This window comes from Pantoea sp. (genome assembly GCF_039594315.1).
GTDB lineage: Bacteria > Pseudomonadota > Gammaproteobacteria > Enterobacterales > Enterobacteriaceae > Pantoea.
In genome coordinates, this window is sequence record NZ_JBCNNP010000035.1 from 1 (window position 1) to 19948 (window position 19948).

The 19948-nt window shown below is 51.9% G+C and carries 15 protein-coding genes; 11 read left to right on the forward strand and 4 right to left on the reverse strand.

Annotated features, from left to right (window positions below; all coding sequences use genetic code 11):
• The 6 genes from mepS to yejF form a co-directional block, all read left to right on the forward strand.
• A partial coding sequence (gene mepS / locus ABDW13_RS16995) for a bifunctional murein DD-endopeptidase/murein LD-carboxypeptidase (protein WP_343553736.1) occupies positions 1 to 345 on the forward strand: 345 nt, incomplete at its 5' end.
• A 287-nt stretch (positions 346 to 632) separates the two neighbouring features.
• Complete coding sequence (locus tag ABDW13_RS17000) at positions 633 to 2198, forward strand: cyclic di-GMP phosphodiesterase (protein WP_343553737.1); 1566 nt, start codon at positions 633 to 635, stop codon at positions 2196 to 2198.
• 65 nt (positions 2199 to 2263) lie between these two features.
• Positions 2264 to 4072 carry an extracellular solute-binding protein gene (locus tag ABDW13_RS17005; RefSeq protein ID WP_343553738.1) on the forward strand — a complete coding sequence of 603 codons (1809 nt, stop codon included), beginning with the start codon at positions 2264 to 2266 and terminating at the stop codon, positions 4070 to 4072.
• 10 nt (positions 4073 to 4082) lie between these two features.
• Entirely contained in the window at positions 4083 to 5174 is a 1092-nt protein-coding gene (locus ABDW13_RS17010; protein ID WP_343553739.1) for a microcin C ABC transporter permease YejB, read from the forward strand.
• Positions 5174 to 6196, forward strand: a complete 1023-nt coding sequence (locus ABDW13_RS17015; RefSeq protein WP_343553740.1) for a microcin C ABC transporter permease — start codon at positions 5174 to 5176, stop codon at positions 6194 to 6196. Before ABDW13_RS17010 ends, ABDW13_RS17015 begins: the two co-directional genes overlap by 1 nt.
• Complete coding sequence (gene yejF / locus ABDW13_RS17020; RefSeq protein ID WP_343553741.1) at positions 6196 to 7785, forward strand: microcin C ABC transporter ATP-binding protein YejF; 1590 nt, start codon at positions 6196 to 6198, stop codon at positions 7783 to 7785. Before ABDW13_RS17015 ends, yejF begins: the two co-directional genes overlap by 1 nt.
• Here yejF and ABDW13_RS17025 read toward each other — a convergent pair.
• From ABDW13_RS17025 to rsuA, 3 genes are all read right to left on the reverse strand, one after another.
• The gene (locus ABDW13_RS17025) at positions 7779 to 8105 is read right to left on the reverse strand and encodes a hypothetical protein (RefSeq protein WP_343553742.1); all 327 of its coding nucleotides are present in this window, start codon (positions 8103 to 8105) and stop codon (positions 7779 to 7781) included. The two genes, yejF and ABDW13_RS17025, sit on opposite strands and share 7 nt — an antisense overlap.
• A gap of 393 nt (positions 8106 to 8498) precedes the next feature.
• Positions 8499 to 9692 carry a Bcr/CflA family multidrug efflux MFS transporter gene (locus ABDW13_RS17030; RefSeq protein ID WP_343553743.1) on the reverse strand — a complete coding sequence of 398 codons (1194 nt, stop codon included), beginning with the start codon at positions 9690 to 9692 and terminating at the stop codon, positions 8499 to 8501.
• A gap of 12 nt (positions 9693 to 9704) precedes the next feature.
• A complete protein-coding gene (gene rsuA, locus ABDW13_RS17035; RefSeq protein ID WP_343553744.1) occupies positions 9705 to 10427 on the reverse strand; it encodes a 16S rRNA pseudouridine(516) synthase RsuA in 723 nt (240 codons plus the stop codon).
• Between the two features lie 166 nt (positions 10428 to 10593).
• Between rsuA and ABDW13_RS17040 the strand changes: the two genes are divergently transcribed.
• From ABDW13_RS17040 to ABDW13_RS17050, 3 genes are all read left to right on the forward strand, one after another.
• A complete protein-coding gene (locus ABDW13_RS17040; RefSeq protein ID WP_343553745.1) occupies positions 10594 to 12348 on the forward strand; it encodes a DEAD/DEAH box helicase in 1755 nt (584 codons plus the stop codon).
• Positions 12349 to 12479: 131 nt separating this feature from the next.
• Positions 12480 to 12764 (forward strand): 50S ribosomal protein L25, encoded by a 285-nt coding sequence (rplY, locus tag ABDW13_RS17045; protein WP_343553747.1) that lies wholly within the window; start codon positions 12480 to 12482, stop codon positions 12762 to 12764.
• Between the two features lie 179 nt (positions 12765 to 12943).
• Positions 12944 to 16720: a S6 family peptidase gene (locus ABDW13_RS17050; RefSeq protein ID WP_343553748.1), complete on the forward strand. Its 3777-nt coding sequence runs from the start codon at positions 12944 to 12946 to the stop codon at positions 16718 to 16720.
• A gap of 36 nt (positions 16721 to 16756) precedes the next feature.
• On the opposite strand, the gene yejK is transcribed toward ABDW13_RS17050, so the two are convergent.
• A complete protein-coding gene (gene yejK, locus ABDW13_RS17055; protein ID WP_343553750.1) occupies positions 16757 to 17761 on the reverse strand; it encodes a nucleoid-associated protein YejK in 1005 nt (334 codons plus the stop codon).
• A 158-nt stretch (positions 17762 to 17919) separates the two neighbouring features.
• Here yejK and ABDW13_RS17060 point away from each other — a divergent pair, with 158 nt between their 5' ends.
• Positions 17920 to 18147 carry a YejL family protein gene (locus tag ABDW13_RS17060; protein WP_343553751.1) on the forward strand — a complete coding sequence of 76 codons (228 nt, stop codon included), beginning with the start codon at positions 17920 to 17922 and terminating at the stop codon, positions 18145 to 18147.
• Positions 18148 to 18169: 22 nt separating this feature from the next.
• Positions 18170 to 19924, forward strand: coding sequence for an LPS biosynthesis-modulating metalloenzyme YejM (gene yejM / locus ABDW13_RS17065; protein ID WP_343553752.1), 1755 nt, complete (start codon positions 18170 to 18172; stop codon positions 19922 to 19924).
• Positions 19925 to 19948: the final 24 nt, after the last annotated feature.

Here is a 19948-nt window from a genome sequence, read left to right on the forward strand (position 1 = left end):
TGGAAAGGTGTACGTTATCGCTTAGGCGGCGACACCAAACGCGGCATTGATTGTTCTGCTTTTGTTCAGCGCACCTTTCGCGAGCAGTTCGGTTTAGATTTGCCACGTTCAACGTCAGAACAGCAAGACACAGGCAAAGAGATTTCACGCAATAAATTGCGCGCCGGTGACTTAGTGTTGTTCCGCGCCGGTTCTACCGGTCGACATGTTGGCATCTATCTCGGCAACGATAATTTTGTTCACGCGTCCACCAGCAGTGGCGTAATGATTTCCAATCTGAACGACAGTTATTGGAAAAATCGTTACCGCGAAGCGCGTCGGGTTTTAGCTAAAAACCCAAGCTAAAGTATTGCTATGAAGATCCTCTCAGCCAGAGAATCAGAAAACGCTGCCCCGGCAGCGTTTTTTTTCGCCTGCATTTTTTAACTCAAATTCGAATGATAAAAAGTAATTGAGAATCAAAAATATAACGAGACTTTGTTCGCGCTCTCGTTATATTCTCGTTGACTTCCTGATACTCAAAAAACCGTGCTAACAGCAGCATACCAACGCCTGTTGCCAGCCCGAAAAATGGGTCGTCACCAAATACGATAAACATAATAAAAAATGGCAAGACAAGGGGAATGAACTCCATGCCACTGTCGGGGACGCTGAAACGTCATGCAAGCTATTCACGCCGCATCGCCTGGAGTAGCGCGATCATCGGCGCTGTATTTTTTCTGCTTTTTGTCACCGTTCTCTTAACGCTGACCTGGCAAAAACGCATACAGCAACACGAACAGCTACTGGCTAATAGCCGCGACGATTTACAACAAGTCATCACAACCTTAGTGGATACACTTTATCCACTGCAGCAATACACCCAATTAACCTGTAGCAATGTCAGCCGTGAGCTAACCTCACGCGCCGCCTTCGCGGGTAATATCCGCGCCATTCTGCTGGTGCGCGACGGCAATGCCTATTGTTCCTCCGCCACCGGCGCGTTTCTGCTACCTGCAAACGATATTTCTCCTGAATCGGAACTGGAACGCGATCGTGATATTCGCTTAATGGAAGGCACGCCGCTGCTGCCGACCAAACCGGCGCTGGCGTTATGGATGAAAAGCCCGGGAACCAAAGAAACCGGCATTCTCGCTACCATGAACATCAATCTGACGCCTTATCAGCTGCTGGCTTCTTATCATCCTGAAATCACCGGATTGGCGTTAGTGATCGGCAACAAAGCGCTGCTGAGCGGCACCAACAAAGTGGTGAAGGTTAGTGATTTGCCATTGCCGCTGCATGAAATAGCTTTCAAGAATAGCGCGCTGCATTTTATGTTGTTTGGCAGCACCTTAGCCCCGCGCGATTACTCGCTCGCGCTGTTGACCGGTTTGCTGTTCTCATTATTGGTCACCGCCGCAAGCTGGCTGTTGCTGACGCGCCATCAGCGCCCGGGCAAAGAGATCATGCAGGGGATGAAACGCGGCCAGTTTCACGTTGAGTATCAACCGCTGGTTACCGCGCATGATGGGCAACCATACGGTGTAGAAGCGTTGTTGCGCTGGACACATCCGATTGAGGGCATGATTCCGCCGGATGCTTTCATTAGCTACGCCGAAGCGCAGAACCTGATCATTCCGCTGACGCAGCATCTGTTCACTTTGGTAGCGCGTGATGCACAGTTCCTCTGCCAGCAACTGCCGCGCGGCACACAGATGAGCCTCAACCTTTCGCCGCTGCATCTGGCCTCAGAAAGTTTCCGTCATGATGTACAAACGTGGATCAACGCTATGCCCGCCGACCATTTCAACTACGTGTTTGAAATCACCGAACGCACCATGGTGGGCGAAAAGAATGCCGGAGAAATTTTCGCGTGGCTGCATGAACACAACTTCAAAATTGCCATCGATGACTTTGGTACCGGCCACAGCGCACTGATTTATCTGGAAAAATATCCGTTCGATTATTTGAAGATCGATCGTGGTTTTGTGCAGAGCATCGGCACCGAAACCGTCACTTCACCGGTTTTGGATGCGGTATTGCTGCTGGCGAAGAAGCTCAATCTGAAAACCGTTGCTGAAGGCGTTGAAACCGGCGATCAGGCCGCGTGGTTGGTGAATCGTGGCGTCACGCATTTGCAAGGTTATCTGTTCAGCCGTCCATTGCGTCCGGAAAAACTCGCCAGTTATTTCCAACGTCAACGTATCCTGAGTTAACATCACGCGAACCCCATGAAACTGCTACCATAAAGTGCGGTACACCACAGGAGATCGCCCCACTTATGCTGCTGCGTCTTGTCACAGCGTTGTTGCTTTGTAGCGCCATTGCGCCGCTTCAGGCCGAAACCATCAACGAAAGCTACGCCTTTGCTCAGTTGGGCGAACCGAAATACGCGGTCAATTTCAATCATTATGATTACGCTAATCCCGCCGCGCCCAAAGGCGGCAAGATTACCTTGGCGGTGGTCGGCACCTATGACAACTTCAATCGCTATGCTTCGCGTGGCAATCCCGGTATTGGCACCGATACGCTGTACGACAGCCTGTTTACCAACTCTGATGATGAACCCGGCAGCTATTATCCGCTGATTGCCGAATCGGCGCGTTATCCCAGCGATTATCACTGGATGGAAGTTGCCATCAATCCGCATGCGCAGTTTCAGGACGGCACGCCCATCACCGCGCAGGATGTTGCGTTTACCTTCCAGAAATTCATGACCGAAGGCGTTCCACAATTTCGCGTTGCCTATCGCGGCGTAAAAGTGACCGCGCTGAACCGCCTCACCGTGCGCATTGATGTGCCAAAGTCGGATAAAGATCTGATTATGGGTTGGTTGACGCTGCCGGTGCTGCCGGAGAAATTCTGGCAAAACAAAAAGTTTAACGAGCCGATTGGTTATCCGCCGCTCTCCAGCGGGCCTTATCGTGTGACGTCGTATAAACCTGGCCAGTTTATTCAGTACAGCCGAGTGAAGGATTATTGGGCGGCTAATCTGCCGGTTAATCGCGGACGCTTTAATTTCGATACGCTGCGTTACGACTATTATCTTGACGATAACGTGGCGTTCGAGGCCTTTAAGGCTGGCGCTTTCGATCTGCGCCAGGAAAGTTCGGCCAAAAAATGGGCGACGCAATATCGCGGCCGTAACTTTGATAACCACGCGATTGTGAAATCCACCATTCCTAATACCGTCTCGACCAACACCCAATGGTTGGCCTTTAATAACGAAAAACCGCTGTTTGCTGACCGTCGCGTACGTGAAGCCATCACGCTGGCGTTTGATTTTGAATGGATGAACAAAGCGCTGTTTTACGGCGCTTACAAACGGACCACTAGCTATTTCCAAAACACCGCGTATGCCGCGCAAGGTTATCCCAAAGCGGAACAACTGATTTTACTGGCACCGTATAAGGCGCAACTGCCGGCAGAAGTGTTCAACAATGAATATGCGCCGCCGCGATCCGACGGCAGTGGTTTCGATCGCGCCAATTTGTTGAAAGCCATGAACCTGCTGAAAGCGGCCGGTTGGGAAATTAAAAATCAGCAATTGGTGAATGTTAAAACTGGTCAACCGTTCCGTTTCGAACTATTAATGCGCAGCGGCACGCAAAATGACTGGGCGCTGCCATTCCAGCACAGCCTTGAACGACTCGGCATTCAGGTCTCACTGCGGCAAATTGACAGCTCGCAATATTTACGGCGCTTGCGTGAAGGTGATTACGACATGATTCCGTCACTCTATTACGCGATGCCATGGCCTTCTACCAGCTTACGCACCATTTGGCAGTCTGAATTTATCGCTTCATCGTGGAATACGCCGCGGGTGAAAGATCCGATAGTTGACCACTTTGTGCAGCAGATCGTGGAACATCAAGGTGATGAAAAAGCCCTGCTGCCGTTGGGTCAGGCATTAGACCGTATTCTGCTGTGGAATGCCTATATGATCCCGATGTGGTACAGCGCTGAGGATCGTATGGCGTACTGGGACAAGTTTTCCCATCCTGAGATTAAACCTGCGTTTGCTACTGGTCTGGATAACTGGTGGTACGACGTCAATAAGGCCGCGCGTTTACCGGCCGATCGTCGTTGAGGAGTGCCGTTTGCCCGCTTATTTTCTCCGCCGACTGCTGCTGATTATTCCCACGTTGTGGGCGATCATCACCTTAAACTTTTTCATTGTGCAGATTGCACCAGGCGGTCCGGTGGATCAGGCCTTAGCCAATGTGCAATTTGGTCACAGCACCGGACTTCCTGGCTCTAGCGGCGCTGACGTTGGTGCACGCGGTGCTTTGCAGCGCGACAATCCCGGCGACAGCCAATATCGCGGCGCGCGGGGTCTCGATCCTGAAGTGATTGCGGAAATTAAGCATCGCTATGGCTTCGATAAACCGCTATTGCAACGTTATGGAGAAATGCTGTGGAACTACATTCGCTTCGATTTTGGCGACAGCCTGTTCCGCAGTGCATCGGTGTTGCAACTGATCAAAGAGAGTTTGCCGGTTTCGATTAGCCTCGGATTGTGGAGCACGCTGATCATCTATTTAGTGTCGATTCCGCTCGGCATCAAAAAAGCGGTGCGCAATGGCAGCACTTTCGATTTCTGGAGCAGCATGGTCATCGTCATCGGTAACTCGGTACCGGCGTTTCTGTTCGGTATCATGCTGATTGTGTTGTTCTCTGGCGGCAGCTATTTCGACTGGTTCCCGCTGCGCGGCCTGACATCACCGCAATTCGATACGCTGCCGTGGTACAGCAAGATCTCCGATTATCTGTGGCACATCACGCTACCGGTGCTGGCAACGGTGATTGGCGGTTTTGCCACGCTAACCATGTTGACCAAAAACTCGTTTCTCGATGAGGTGCGTAAACAATATGTCGTCACCGCGCGCGCCAAAGGGCTGGATGAAAAACGCGTGTTGTATGGACACGTTTTCCGTAACGCCATGCTGTTGGTGATAGCCGGTTTTCCCGCCACCTTTATCAGTATGTTTTTCACCAGCTCAGTGCTGATTGAAGTGATGTTCTCGTTAAATGGATTGGGCCTGCTCGGCTACGACGCCACCATTCAACGCGACTATCCGGTGATGTTTGGCACGCTGTATATCTTCACCTTGATCGGCCTACTGATGAACATTCTCAGCGATTTGACCTACACCTTGGTCGATCCACGCATTGATTTTGAGGGACGCTGATGCGGTTATCTCCAATTAACAAGCAGCGCTGGCAGCGCTTTCGCCACAATCGTCGCGGCTATTGGTCGCTGTGGATTTTCCTGCTGATTTTTGTCCTGTCGCTGGGCGCAGAGTTGCTGGCCAATGACAAACCGTTGCTGGTGCATTACCAACAACGCTGGTACATGCCGCTGCTTTTCAACTACAGCGAAAGTGATTTCGGCGGCGATTTCTCTACGCCAGCGGATTATCAGGATCCGTGGTTAAAACAGCGCATCGATCAGCAAGGCTGGGCGATTTGGGCACCGATTCGTTTCAGTGACAGCACCATCAATTTCGCCACCGATGTGCCCTTCCCTTCGCCACCTTCCGCGCAAAACTGGCTTGGCACTGACGCTAATGGCGGCGACGTGCTCGCACGTTTGCTTTACGGCACACGCATTTCGCTGCTGTTCGGTATCTTGCTGACGCTGTTCTCCAGCGTGATTGGTATCGTGGTCGGCGCACTGCAAGGCTATTTTGGTGGGCTGATCGATTTGGTCGGCCAACGCCTGATTGAAGTGTGGTCCGGCATGCCGACGCTGTTCATGCTGATTCTACTCTCGAGTGTGATTCAGCCCGGTTTCTGGTGGCTGCTGCTGCTCACGGTGGTGTTTGGCTGGATGAGTTTGGTCAGCGTGGTGCGCGCCGAATTCTTGCGCACCCGTAATTACGATTATATTCGCGCCGCGCGGGCGCTAGGCGTCAGCGATAGCCGCATTATGCTGCGCCATATGTTGCCCAATGCCATGGTCGCCACGCTGACTTTTCTGCCGTTTATTCTCTGCGGTTCGATTACTACGCTGACTTCGCTGGATTTCCTCGGCTTTGGCTTGCCGGTGGGCTCGCCGTCGCTCGGCGAATTGCTATTGCAGGGAAAAAATAATTTACAGGCACCCTGGCTGGGATTAGCGGGCTTCTTCTCGCTCACCCTGCTGCTGTCGTTACTGATCTTTATCGGCGAAGCGGTACGCGATGCCTTTGATCCGAGCCGAGGACGCTAATGAGCCTGTTAACAGTAAATCATCTGGCGGTGGCTTTTCAGGATCGCCGCGTGGTGGAAGATATTTCGTTGAACATCGATGCCGGTGAAACGCTGGCATTGGTGGGGGAATCGGGTTCCGGCAAAAGCGTTACCGCGTTGTCGATCATGCGCTTGTTGCCACAGCCGCCAGTCAATTATCCTCAAGGTGAAATCCTGTTTAACGGGCAGGATATTTTACAGGCTAGTGAGCGTGAGATGCGTGGACTGCGCGGCAACCAAATGGCGATGATTTTTCAGGAGCCGATGGTATCGCTCAACCCGCTGCATACGGTGGAAAAACAGCTATATGAGGTTTTATCGGTGCATCGCGGTATGCGACGTGAAGCCGCGCGCGGCGAAATGCTGAGCTGTCTTGATCGGGTTGGCATACGCAATGCTGCATCGCGATTACAGGATTTCCCGCATCAGCTTTCTGGCGGTGAGCGTCAGCGCGTGATGATCGCCATGGCGTTGCTGACCCAGCCGAAACTGTTGATTGCCGATGAACCGACTACTGCGCTGGATGTCACCGTTCAGGCACAAATTCTGCAGTTGCTGCGCGAACTGCAGCGCGAGCTGAATATGGGGATGCTGTTCATCACCCATAACCTGAATATTGTGCGTCAGCTGGCGCACAGCGTAACGGTAATGCGCAATGGTCGCGGTGTGGAACATAACCGCTGCGATTTACTGTTTAGCCAACCGCAGCATGCGTATACCCGTGAGCTGCTCGCCGCTGAACCGGATGGCAACCCCGTGCCATTGCTGGATGACAAACCGCTATTGCAGGTAAAAAACTTGCAGGTGGCATTCCCAATCCGTCGTGGAATACTCAGACGTACCGTGGCGGAAAAGATGGCGCTAAACGATCTCAGTTTCACATTGCGCCGTGGTGAAAGCCTCGGATTAGTCGGCGAATCGGGTTCGGGTAAAAGCACCACTGGCCTGGCGTTGTTGCGTTTGATTGCTGCGCGCGGTGAAATCTGGTTTGACGATCAACCCTTGCACCAATTATCGCCTAAGCAACTACTGCCGCTGCGCCAACGCATCCAGGTAGTGTTCCAGGATCCCAATTCTTCACTTAATCCGCGAATGACAGTACATCAGGTGATTGCCGAAGGATTAGCGGTACATCGACCAGAACTGAGCGCTGCCGAGCAGGAAGTCAAAGTGATTGCGGTAATGCAGGAAGTGGGATTGGATGCCGAGAGCCGATCGCGTTATCCGGCTGAATTTTCCGGCGGTCAGCGCCAGCGCATTGCGATTGCCCGCGCGTTAATTCTTGAACCGCAGTTGATTGTGTTAGACGAGCCAACGTCGTCGCTGGACCGCTCGGTGCAGAAGCAAATCCTGACCTTGTTGCGACGTTTACAGCAACAACATCAGTTAGCCTATTTGTTTATCAGCCATGATTTGCAGGTGGTACGCGCGTTATGCCATCAGCTGATTGTGTTGCGCCAGGGAGAAGTGGTTGAGCAAGGTGACTGCGATAAGTTGTTTAACGCACCAACAGCCAACTACACGCGTCAACTGCTGGCTTCCGCACAGGGAAAAGATTTGACTCAGTGACCGTCGAAGGTTTCGGCGATCGCGACACCTTGATTTTTCAGGCAGCAATTAGTGGCGCTTTCATCTTCACGTTGAATCAACAAACACGGTTGCCCTTCATACTCCGCGATTTTGCATTCCACCTGAATCTGCGCCAGCGTGTCCTTTAGTTGGTGCAGAATCTCCAACGCCAGATGGCCATCGTGGCTAATCAGACGTAGCACCACCAAATCCTCAGCATGAACGCCATTGGCGCTTTCCAGACGTTCAATTTCACCCACATGATCCACCGACCAGCGATAGTGTTGTGGCAAGCGATGCACAACAGAAAGTTGCAGCATAGTTATACGGCCCCCCAGAGACGTAATTTTATTCACAACGACGGCATAACGTGGTGAATCCCAACCCGGTCAGCTAAGAATACGGACGTCAAGGTTTGCCTTCTCGTTTTCAATACAAAGCATGTAGCAAAATTATTATTTGCGAAGCTTCTCGCATTTAGGCCTATGTTTACCGTGTTCGGCGGCAGTTAACAATCATTTTAGGTGCAATTCGGTTACTTTTTTATCCATAAAATTTCACATTATGGAAACATTAAGCATAACGAATGAATGGGGATTAGCGAGTTTTAAGCGTGGAAGTTGAGATGCTGTAGGCCGCCATAAATGGCGACCCTACAAAAAAGCCAGGGATTTCATGCTTGTAGGGTCACCATTTTTGGTGACCGGCTTTACTTACACTGCATGACGAGGACGTGAGGCATAGTTAAACAGCACCACTGAAATGGTGGCACACAATGCAATGGTCGCGACCATCGGCCATGCACTGTTAATGCTGACTAATGACATCAACGCCCCGACCAATGCCCCGACGCCAAAACGCAGCGTGCCAGCCAGGGAAGAGGCGGTGCCAGCCATATGTGGGAACTCATCAAGAATCACCGCCATCGCATTCGACGAAACTGTCGATACGCAGCCGATAAACATCGCTACGCCAAACACCAATGACAGGAAGCCCAAATCCAGCGCGCTGGAGACTAATAACCAAATCCCCATGGCGAATTGAATCACCAATCCGATACGGAACATTTTCAGCGGGCCAAAACGACGCACCGCGCGGCTGTTAATCAAGGTCATGACAAACAGGAACACCACGTTTAGACCGAAGTAGTAACCGAAGTTCTGCGGCGATACGTGGTTAATTTCGATGTAGACGAACGGGCCCGCATTGAGGAAAGTAAACAACCCGGCGAAGGAGAAGCCGCTGGCCAGCATGTAACTAAAGGCGCGCTTGTGGCGAAATAAAGTCACGAAATTGCTGATCGTGGTACGGAAATGGAAACGTTGCCGCTGCTCCGGCTTCAATGTTTCGCGGATTTGCGTCACCACCAAAACCGTGGTGATCAACGCGGCACCTGCCAACGTCCAGAAAATCGCATGCCAGTTCCACAACAGCAACAACCAGCCGCCAATGATCGGGGCCAGAAGCGGCGCGATAGTCGTCACCAACATGACAAACGACATCATGCGTGAGAAGTCCTCTTTCGAGTAGGTATCGCGCATCAGGGCATTGATCACCACACTAGCGGCAGCGGCCGATAGACCATGCAGGAAGCGCATGATGATCAGCTGATCGATGGTTTGGGACAGCGCGCAAGCCGCGGCGGCACAGGCAAAAATCAGTGTGCCTAACACAATCACCGGTTTACGACCGTAGCTATCTGCCAACGGGCCATACACTAATTGACCAATGGCAAAGCCGAGGATGTAGAGGTTAAGCGTCATCTGCACACTACCTGCCGAAACCGCAAATTCCCGCGCGATTTGTGGCATGGCAGGCAAGTACATATCAATGGAAAGCGGCATCAACATCGCCAGCAACCCGAGGATGACTACTAAACCAACCGGCGAATTCTTTTCCTTGCGCACCGCTTTCTCCCGCTATTTGCGTTTTTTAAGTTCTTCAGGTAATCCGATGCTGTCGATTTCTTGCTGAGTCAGTTCGCGGTATTCACCTTCACCGAGATCCTCATCCAGTTCAATGTCACCGATACGTTCGCGGTGCAGCGCAGCAACGTGGTTGCCCATCGCGGCAAACATACGCTTAACCTGATGGTAGCGCCCTTCGCTGATGGTCAAGCGCGCGGCTTTCTCATCAAGGATTTCCAGCACCGCCGGTTTAGTGAGATCTTTTTCATTGTGCAACTGCACGCCGGCGGCGAATTTCTCTACCAGCGACGGATCAATCGGCTCTTCCACTTCCACCAGATAGGTTTTTTCCAGATGGTGCTTCGGCGAAGTAATGCGGTGCGACCATTGACCATCATCGGTCAACAGCACCAAACCGGTGGTATCGATATCCAAACGCCCTGCGGCGTGCAGCTTGAACGCCGCTGGCTCTTCAATGAAGAACAGCACGGTTGGATGATCGGGATCGTCAGTCGAGCAGACATAACCTTGCGGCTTGTTCAGCATGAAATAGCGCGGGCCTTGCTGCACCACCAGCGGATTGCCATCGTATTCAACTTCATCGTCCGGCAACACTTTGTAAGCCGCATCGCGCACGACTTCGCCGTTAATGGTGACTTTTTTAGCGCGGATTTCGCGTCCAGCGATAGCACGGCTGACTTCCAGTTGCTGAGATATGAATTTTTCGAGTCGCATGAATTCGTTTTGCCTGTTACTGCGGGGGAAACTGAAACGGTGTTTTTGTCCGTTAAGAATGTGACGGGAGTATAGCTTGATCCTTCGCCTGCTAACAGTAGCCAACCTGCGTTTCACTGGCTTTCATGCCATAATGCGCGTCCGTTCCAGAAAAAAGTTTGCCTCAATGTCTTTCACCCTGCGCCCCTATCAACAAGAAGCCGTTGACGCCACGCTCAACCACTTTCGTCGCCACGCCACACCAGCCGTCATCGTGCTGCCAACCGGTGCGGGGAAAAGCCTGGTAATTGCTGAGCTGGCACGATTGGCGCGCGGTCGTGTGTTGGTATTGGCGCATGTGAAAGAGCTGGTTGAGCAAAATCACAGTAAATATCAGGCTTACGGATTAGACGCCGACATTTTTGCCGCTGGTTTGCAGCGCAAGCATAGCGAAGGCAAAGTGGTATTTGGCAGTGTGCAGTCGGTGGCGCGTAATCTGGATCGCTTCGACAGTGCCTTTTCATTAGTGATCGTCGATGAGTGCCATCGCATCAGCGATAACGAAGAGAGCCAATATCAGCAACTGTTTGCCCATTTGCGTCAGCACAATCCGCAACTACGCTTGCTGGGATTGACTGCAACGCCCTTCCGTCTCGGCAAAGGCTGGATTTACCAGTTTCATTATCACGGCATGGTGCGCGGTGACGAGAAGGCGCTGTTTCGTGACTGCATCTATGAATTGCCGCTGCGCTATATGATCAAACACGGCTTTTTAGTGCCGCCTGAACGGCTGGATATGCCGGTGGTGCAGTATGATTTCAGCCGTTTGATCCCGCAAAACAACGGCTTATTTAGCGAAGCCGATCTCAACCGTGAACTGAAACAACAACATCGCGTGACGCCGCACATCATCCGCCAGATTGTTGAGTTCGCTGACGATCGCCGCGGCGTGATGGTATTTGCTTCCACGGTCGAACACGCGCGCGAAATTCTCACCTTGCTGCCGGAAAATAGCGCCTTAGTTTCGGCTGAAACGGCGGTGAAAGATCGCGATCGTTTGATTGCTGAGTTCAAAGCGCAGCAACTGAAGTTTCTGGTCAACGTGGCGGTATTAACCACCGGTTTTGATGCGCCGCACGTGGATTTGATCGCCATTCTACGACCAACGGAATCCGTGAGTTTGTATCAGCAAATCGTGGGTCGCGGCTTGCGTTTAGCGCCGGGTAAAACTGATTGTCTGGTGCTGGATTATGCCGGCAATCCGCACGATCTTTTCACGCCGGAAGTCGGCACACCGAAAGGTGCCAGCGACAATCAACCGGTGCAGGTTTTCTGTCCTGCCTGCGGTTTTGCTAATACCTTTTGGGGCAAAACCACCGAAGACGGCCACATCATCGAACATTTTGGCCGTCGCTGTCAGGGCGTGCTGGAGGATGATGATGGCGAGCGCGAACAGTGCGATTATCGCTTTCGCTTCAAAAACTGCCCGGATTGTAACGCCGAGAATGATATTGCCGCCCGCCGTTGCCGCGAGTGCGACAAGATACTGGTCGACCCCGATGACATGCTGAAAGCCGCGCTGAAACTTAAAGATGCTCGCGTGTTGCGCTGTGCAGGCATGACGCTAGAACAGGGACGAGACGATAAAGGTGAATGGCTAAAAGCCACCTATTTTGATGAGGATGGCACCAGCGTGAGCGAGCGTTTTCGCCTGCAAACGCCTGCGCAGCGTAAAGCCTTTGAGCAGCTGTTTATGCGTCCGCACCAACGTGCGCCTGGCGTAGAGCTCGGTTGGCAAACCGCCGCAGATGTCATCGCCCTGCAACCGTTATTGCGTCATCCAGACTTCGTCGTCGCGCGCGCCAAAGGGCATTTTTGGCAGATTCGCGAAAAAATGTTTGATTATCAAGGCCGCTATCGGCGCGCTAATGAACTGCGATAAGCGGCGGAATCATTTGCCCCTGTCACCCCATTGGGGCTATAATGCCGCCCGCTTTTGCATCCGTAAAAGCGTTTGAATAACCGTCCTGTTGCTGGGTCGCCTGTAGCAGGAACTATTGAAAGAGATATCAAATGTTCACTATTAACGCTGAAGTACGTAAAGACCAGGGTAAGGGTGCGAGCCGCCGCCTGCGTGCAGCAAACAAATTCCCAGCCATCATCTATGGCGGAAATGAAGCACCAGTCGCTATCGAACTGGACCACGACGCAGTAATGAACGTGCAGGTTAAACCTGAGTTCTACAGCGAAGTACTGACCATCGCTGTTGATGGCAAAGAAATCAAAGTTAAAGCTCAGGCGGTACAGCGTCATCCGTTCAAGCCAAAACTGCACCACATCGACTTCGTTCGCGCTTAATCGCTGAATGAGTTGATGATAGAAGGGTCGGTTGCGAAACCGGCCCTTTTATTTTGCCTGCTATTTAACCCTCGCCTGTTTTTGTCTTAAATCATTTAAGACCGTTCACCTGGCAGCCTAATTGACGAACTGAAATCATGCCGCCCTTAATTCAGGGACTCAGTGTCAAAGGAAATCTTGTGAACCTTACTCACCTCGCGTGCTTCGCTACGCTGTTTGTCAGCTTCTCTTCGTCGTCAGGCATTTTACGCCATGACACTCAAGTGCAGGATTATCGCGATTTCGCCGAGAATTTTGGGAAATATCGCATCGGTGTCAGCAATATTCCGGTGTATAAAAAAAACGGTGAACTTGACGCCGTGCTTCCATTTTCTATGCCAGATATGGGCAGCGTATCTCGTCGAGGGTTTGCTGGGTTGATCGCCCCTTCGTATGTTTCAAGCGTCCGTCATGTTACCTCACTGGGCAGCGTGTTTTTTGGTGGGCAATCAGCATTTTCCCCACGCTATATCTTTATAAACCGTAATGAAGTTGATGCAGTCATCGATCAAGACTATATGCTGCCGCGTCTAAATAAAGTGGTGACAGAGATTGCACCGGTTGAACGGGTTGAGAGTGGCGAACTTCGAGCGGGTATAGGGACACGCTATACGGCATTTGTCCGCGTCGGTGCTGGCTATCAACGCCAGGTTAACGATCAACTGGATGGTCTCAACGCTCTGGCCGGCGCTTATGCATGGCTTTCCGGCGGTACAATCAATCCCGATATCATTACCACGAAACCTAATTACCTTTACTGGATTCAGTACAGCCCAGACGATCCGCGTGCATCTCCTCTTTCTAACGCTTCCCAATCCGGTGACAGCGGTAGCCCGGTTTATGCTTATGACGCAATTGATAAAAAGTGGAAGCTGGTTGCTGCGAATCAGGGTCGCTCCGTTGTAAAAGATAAATACGGCACGGAAACCCGCGCGACGCTGATACCGGATGGTTATTTCGATAGCATCGTGGCGGCGCATGTTTCTCCCGATGTAACAGACGAAGATGCTAGTCGCCCCATCTACTGGAACAGTGGCGCGATTAATCAAGGCCATAAATCCTGGGGCTGGCAAGGTCTGGCAGAGAACTTCCGTCATCTGGCACCGGCGAAAGCCAGCTTAAGGGAGTTGGATGCCAGCAAGGATTTACGTTTCAACGGCGCCGGTGGCGACATTGTGTTAACCGATGCAGTGAATTTGGGCGCGGGTAAGCTGCAATTCTCTAACAACTACACAGTAAAATCTGCTGACGGTGTCAACGCCACTTGGGTTGGCGGCGGCGTTGAGGTTGATGCCGATCAGCGCGTGTTGTGGCAGGTCAACGGATTAGCGGATGACAACCTGCATAAAATCGGTGCCGGAATCTTGCATATCAACGCGACGGGCATTAATGCCGGTGGCTTGAATGTCGGCGATGGCACCGTGATCCTCGATCAACAAGCGGATGACAAGGGCAAGCGCCAGGCTTTTTCACAGTTGTTTATTGTTAGCGGCCGCCCGACGGTGATCCTGAATGGTGCTGACCAGGTTGCTGGTGACAATATCTTCTTTGGTTATCGAGGTGGCAAACTCGACTTAAACGGCAACGCATTGACCATGCGTACCATTAATCATACCGATGCCGGCGCGATCCTGCTAAACCAGAATAAAGAGCGCAACACTAACCTTACGTTAACCGGGTTCACCGCTAATGATGTCTCCATTAAAGAGTGGCAAGGTAACAATGCGGCTGGCGTGATTGGCGATATTTATGAGGATTACAATTCCAACTCGAAACGCATCGAATATTTTCAATTAAAAACGCCAACCTACAGCTGGTTTCCAACCAATCAAAAAGATAATAGCTATTGGAAATACATCGGTTTTGATGCGCAGGCAGCACAAGCCTATCGCGCGTCACAACTTAATCAACTGGTCTATCGCGGTTACATTGGTTCCAACCATCCTGGCGTGGTGAATGGTGGCTTCGAGATAAATTTTTCACCGACATTGAATGATACTCGGCTAGCGTTAACTGGCGGAATCAACCTCAACGGTAATATCAACGTCTTTAGCGGCACGCTGCTACTTTCGGGTCAACCGGTGCCACATGCGGGCGGCGTGGAGATTGAAGATGATTGGTTTGTTTCACGGTTTGCAGCCAGCAATGTGGTCATCGCGAATAACGCACGCTTCCAGATTGGCGAATATGCTCAAGTACAAGCCGACATTCAGGCGGGCGATCATAGCCAACTGCTTTTAGGTTTCCAGCCGGATGGCAGCGCTGAACAACAAATTCTGCGTTGCACTGCGCCCATTTACAGTAGTGTGGGCTCATGCAATTCAGCTCAGCGTAATGCGCAACAACTCCACAATCTTCCAGCCAGTTTGCTCCATGGCGACATTACGTTGGGCGATCAGTCTGAGCTCTATCTAGGTAAGATCGATTTCCGCGGTGCAATCACCGATCGACAATCTTCTCACGTGTTCATAAGTGATCAGGCATTCTGGAACCTGACCGCAAGCAGCCGCATGCATCGCCTGAGCGCGCAAAAAGGCGGCATTATCTCTTTCCTGCCTGCTGCCGATGAAGTATGGAGCCCGAAGCAACTGCGTGTTGAATATCTGACAGCCAACAATTTGCAAATTGGCTTGGGCATTGCTCCACAATCAGGACTTAGCGATAGCCTTTACATTGATGGAACCACACAAGGCAGCGGCAACACTATCGACCTCGGTTTTATGCTGGGTGAAAGTTTCCCTGAACGAATCCCGCAAAACCTCGTCCTGCTTGATGCTCCTGGCGGAACGGCGCATAACTTCTTCACTCTACCCGCCTTAAGACGTGGTTTTTCACTTTATACGCCTGACTATCAAGTGGTTGAAGATCAAGGCCGAGTTAAATGGGTGATCGCTAAAACACCCGATGTCATCACGCCACCGGAACCGGTGATTGATCCCGTCCCAGAGCCAGGCAAACAACCCGATCCCAAACCCGAAATTAAACCCGATCCTGAAAGTAAACCAGGCGCGGGCAAGCCGGAAGATTGGTTTAACGTAAGTGATGATCAACGGTTAGTAAAAAGCACTCGCACACTGCTCTCTTCACGTCAGTATCTCTTTAATGAAGCAGTGAGTTCATTTAATGATCGCGCACAAATACTGCATGACGATGCTGAACTGCACGGTTCCTGGGTAACACTCAGCCAGCTTCAGGGCAATATAAACCAACAAACGTTAGAATTAGGCATTGACCAACATCGCGGTGCATCGCGGTATGGCATTGTTGCAAGCTATGGAATGGGCAAGACAAACAACGATGGTCAAGCCAAACATACTCTCACCACCTTGGGTGTTTACACCAGTTGGCTTAACCAAACTGGTTGGTTTGTCGATGCCGCAGCACGCTATATGCGTTTGCATCAGGATCTGCATCTTGACCCCGTATTGGGGATTAAAAATGACAAACAGCGCAGCAATATGGTCGCTGGCAGCGTTAAGTTAGGTCATGCATTTGATGTTGTTGCACCGTCGTTGACGCTTTCACCCTATCTTGAAGCCAGTGTGGGTTACTTGCCGCGTTACAGCCTGCAAGGCGAGGATGCGGGGATTGCGATAAGTGCCGCAATGCCGTGGTCAGTGTCTCCTGGCATTGAGATTAAAAAGCAGGGATTGGGTGCGGCATTACCGGGCATTTCATTGCGCGCGGGAATAGCAAAACAGTATGCGCCGGGCAGCAGCCATTCGACATTAACGCTGGAGGATCGTCATAGTCGCCGCGTTTACAGCGCCTGGAACGATAATCGCTATCGCCTTCACATTGGTATGGATGGCGCACTCAGCGATAACTGGTCTCTGCATGTTGGTGGAAAACACAGCGGCGGCGGACAGTTCCGCCCGGACGCAACCTTGCAAAGCTCACTTAATTACACGTTCTAACGAAAAAGCCGGGAACTCACGTTACCCGGCTTTTACTTATTTCCCGCTGGTGCGGCGCTGCAACTGATCGCGCAGATTCGGCGGCGTGCCTTTAATCGTCAATGTATCCGTGGTCGGATCCCAGAAGATACGCTCGCCCAACAGCATGGCATCAAAGTTCAAGGTCAATCCACCGCCGCTGCCAGCAAACTTGGTTAACTGGCGCAAGGTGCTACGATCCGCCGGGAAAGTCTCTTCCAGCTCGTAACCCTGTTCCTGAGTAAAGGCCTGGAAGGTTTTCTCACCCAACGGTGGCAGTTCGCTGGAAAGATCTTCCAACGCAATCTCTTCGCCCGCTTGCAACTGTTCATTGCAGTAGCTGTAAACCTGCTGGCGGTAGTTCTGACGCTCGTTTTTGTCGAGCTCAGACTCCGCGCAATAATCGTCAACCGCTTGCAGCAAGCCCCGGTTCTGCGCTTTAGTGTCGAGACCGACGCTGGCGCCGAGGAAGTCCATGAAGAAATCCGCCACTTTGCGCCCCACACGACCGCGCAGGAAAGTTAGATAACGGGTGGATTCCGGATTGGTTTCCCACTCAGTGAGATCGATGCGCGCGACGATATCGGCATGATTAATATCGAGATAATGGGTACTGCTGATATCAAGTTGCTCGTTGACGCGCATGCTTGATTGGTTGTTCAGCACCGCGATCAATAAATACTCGACCGCCAAATAGCGATAGTGCAGGAACAGCACAACGCCACCGTCGGCAAATGGATATTTACCTAACTCGTCGCGCAAACGTCCGGTCGCCGCGCGGCTAAAGGCCAAAAAGTCATCTTCCCCTTTGCGGCAGTTACGTAGCGCATCGGCCAGTTCGCTCTCTTCATTAAACAAGCCGTATGCTTTGCTTTTCGCGCTGTAAACCCGATGCAACTCTTCCGCCATCTCTTCAACCGCGCGGGTTGCCGGCAACAAGGTGTCGCGCAGGACCAGTTCTAGCTGGTTTTCATCACGTTTAACTAACTGATGCAGGGCAATCTGGTCGATATCCAGACTCATGGTAGACTCTCCTTTAAGCTCAGGCGCGTATTCAAACACCGCCCGCAGCCGCTTTCAACTCCCAGCACAAACTGATCGCTCTGCTTGCGATAAAATTGCGGAAAAAAGTGCGTTGTTACGGTAATATACCGCCTTTTCACCCTTGATTAGACGACGATATGCCACAATCATCCCGCTACAGTGACGAACGCGTGGAAAAGCTCCTCGCAGAGATGGCGCAGATTCTTGAAAAAGACAAAGCGCCAACCGACCTTTCCCTTATGGTGTTGGGTAACATGGTAACTAATTTGATCAATACCAGCGTTTCGCCGGCCCAGCGCCGCAGCCTGGCACGATCTTTCGCGGATGCGTTGCAGTCTTCCGTACGCGACGATAACGCTCATTAATTGGCAGATTTGACCTCATAATATGGTAACCAACCGACAGCGCTACCGCGAAAAAGTCTCCCAGATGATCGGCTGGGGGCACTGGTTTGCCCTGTTTAATATTATCTTTGCCTTTATTTTAGGCAGCCGCTATCTGTTGGTCGCTGACTGGCCCGCTTCGCTTGCGGGCCGCATTTATGCGTTTACCAGTTGGATTGGTCATTTCAGTTTCATCGTTTTCGCTGCTTATCTGTTGATCATCTTCCCGCTCACCTTTGTGGTGATGTCTCAGCGCTTGCTGAGAGTGCTATCGGCGATTATCGCCACCGCCGGGCTGACGCTGATCATGGTTGATAGCGCGGTGTTCAGCCGCTTCCATTTACACCTGAATCCGGTGGTGTGGGAGCTGGTGATCAACCCCGATCAAAGTGAGATGGCGCGCGATTGGCAACTGATGTTTATCAGCGTACCGCTGATTTTCCTTGTCGAGATGCTTTTCGCCACCTGGAGCTGGCAGAAGCTGCGCAGCCTGAATCGGCGCTCGTTTGGCAAGCCGCTGGCCGCGCTGTTCATCTGCGCCTTCTTTGCCAGCCATCTGCTGTACATCTGGGCTGATGCCAATTTCTATCGCCCGATTACCATGCAGCGCGCCAATCTGCCGCTCTCCTATCCAATGACCGCACGCCGCTTCCTGGAGCGCCACGGTTTGCTGGATGCGCAAGAGTATCAGCGCCGCCTGGTGCAGCAAGGTGATCCAGAAGCGTTGTCGGTGCAATATCCGCTGAGCGACATTACGTTCCGTGATGCCGGTACGCGACACAATCTGCTGGTGCTGACCGTCGATGGTCTGAACAACGCCACGGTGGATAAAGCCCTGCCCGCGCTCAATCAATTCGCCAGCGAAAACGTACGCTTCACCCAGCACTACAGCGCCGGATTGCAGCCGGAAAAAGGCTTGTTTGGCTTGTTCTACGGCATCTCGTCCAGCTATATGGATGGCGTATTGGCCTCACGCACGCCGTCAGCCTTGCTGAATGCCTTGAACGCGCAGGGTTATCAATTTGGCTTATTCTCGTCGAACGGCTTCAGTGAACCGTTGTATCGTCAGGCTTTGTTAGCCGATTACTCGCTGCCGCAGGCGGATACGCAACCAAACAGCACCACCGTCACGCAATGGCAAAACTGGCTAAACGGCCAGAAAGGCAATAGCGCACCGTGGTTCTCGTGGGTGTCGTTGAACGGTGTGACGGTGAATGGCGATAATGTGAAAACACGCCAACGCAGTTACCTGCGCCAGGCCGGCAGCGTGGATGAGCAGATCAGTGCCGTGCTGCAAACGTTGCAGCAACGAGATTTACTGAAAAATACCGTGGTGGTGATTACCGCTCAGCGCGCGATCAATCTGGATGGCAATGATGACAATCCAGGCAATCGCGCCACGCTGCAAGTGCCATTGGTGGTGCATTGGCCAAATACGCCAGCGCAAACTATCGATCGACTCACCGACCAGCAAGATGTGATGACCACGCTGATGCAGCGCCTGTTGCACGTGCGCACCAACGCGGCGAACTACTCACAAGGTGAAGATCTGTTTGCTGCGCAACGAAGTCATGATTGGGTGGCGAGCAGCGAAGACAGTAAGCTGGTGGTGACCACGCCAACTGTAACGCTGGTGCTCAATAACAATGGCAGTTATAGCGCCTACGATGCGCGCGGCAATAAGCTGAAAGATCATAAACCGCAGTTGGCACTGTTGTTGCAAGTGCTGACCGAAGAGAAGCGTTTTATCGCTAACTGATTAATTATGATGCAGTTAACCGTT

Coding starts and splice junctions, on each gene's coding strand:
- yejK (WP_343553750.1), bottom strand. CDS start 17,761: ATGAGTCTGGATATCGACCAGATTGCCCTGCATCAGTTAGTTAAACGT.
- ABDW13_RS17000 (WP_343553737.1), top strand. CDS start 633: ATGCCACTGTCGGGGACGCTGAAACGTCATGCAAGCTATTCACGCCGC.
- yejF (WP_343553741.1), top strand. CDS start 6,196: ATGAGCCTGTTAACAGTAAATCATCTGGCGGTGGCTTTTCAGGATCGC.
- ABDW13_RS17025 (WP_343553742.1), bottom strand. CDS start 8,105: ATGCTGCAACTTTCTGTTGTGCATCGCTTGCCACAACACTATCGCTGG.
- yejM (WP_343553752.1), top strand. CDS start 18,170: ATGGTAACCAACCGACAGCGCTACCGCGAAAAAGTCTCCCAGATGATC.
- rplY (WP_343553747.1), top strand. CDS start 12,480: ATGTTCACTATTAACGCTGAAGTACGTAAAGACCAGGGTAAGGGTGCG.
- ABDW13_RS17060 (WP_343553751.1), top strand. CDS start 17,920: ATGCCACAATCATCCCGCTACAGTGACGAACGCGTGGAAAAGCTCCTC.
- rsuA (WP_343553744.1), bottom strand. CDS start 10,427: ATGCGACTCGAAAAATTCATATCTCAGCAACTGGAAGTCAGCCGTGCT.
- ABDW13_RS17040 (WP_343553745.1), top strand. CDS start 10,594: ATGTCTTTCACCCTGCGCCCCTATCAACAAGAAGCCGTTGACGCCACG.
- ABDW13_RS17005 (WP_343553738.1), top strand. CDS start 2,264: ATGCTGCTGCGTCTTGTCACAGCGTTGTTGCTTTGTAGCGCCATTGCG.
- ABDW13_RS17015 (WP_343553740.1), top strand. CDS start 5,174: ATGCGGTTATCTCCAATTAACAAGCAGCGCTGGCAGCGCTTTCGCCAC.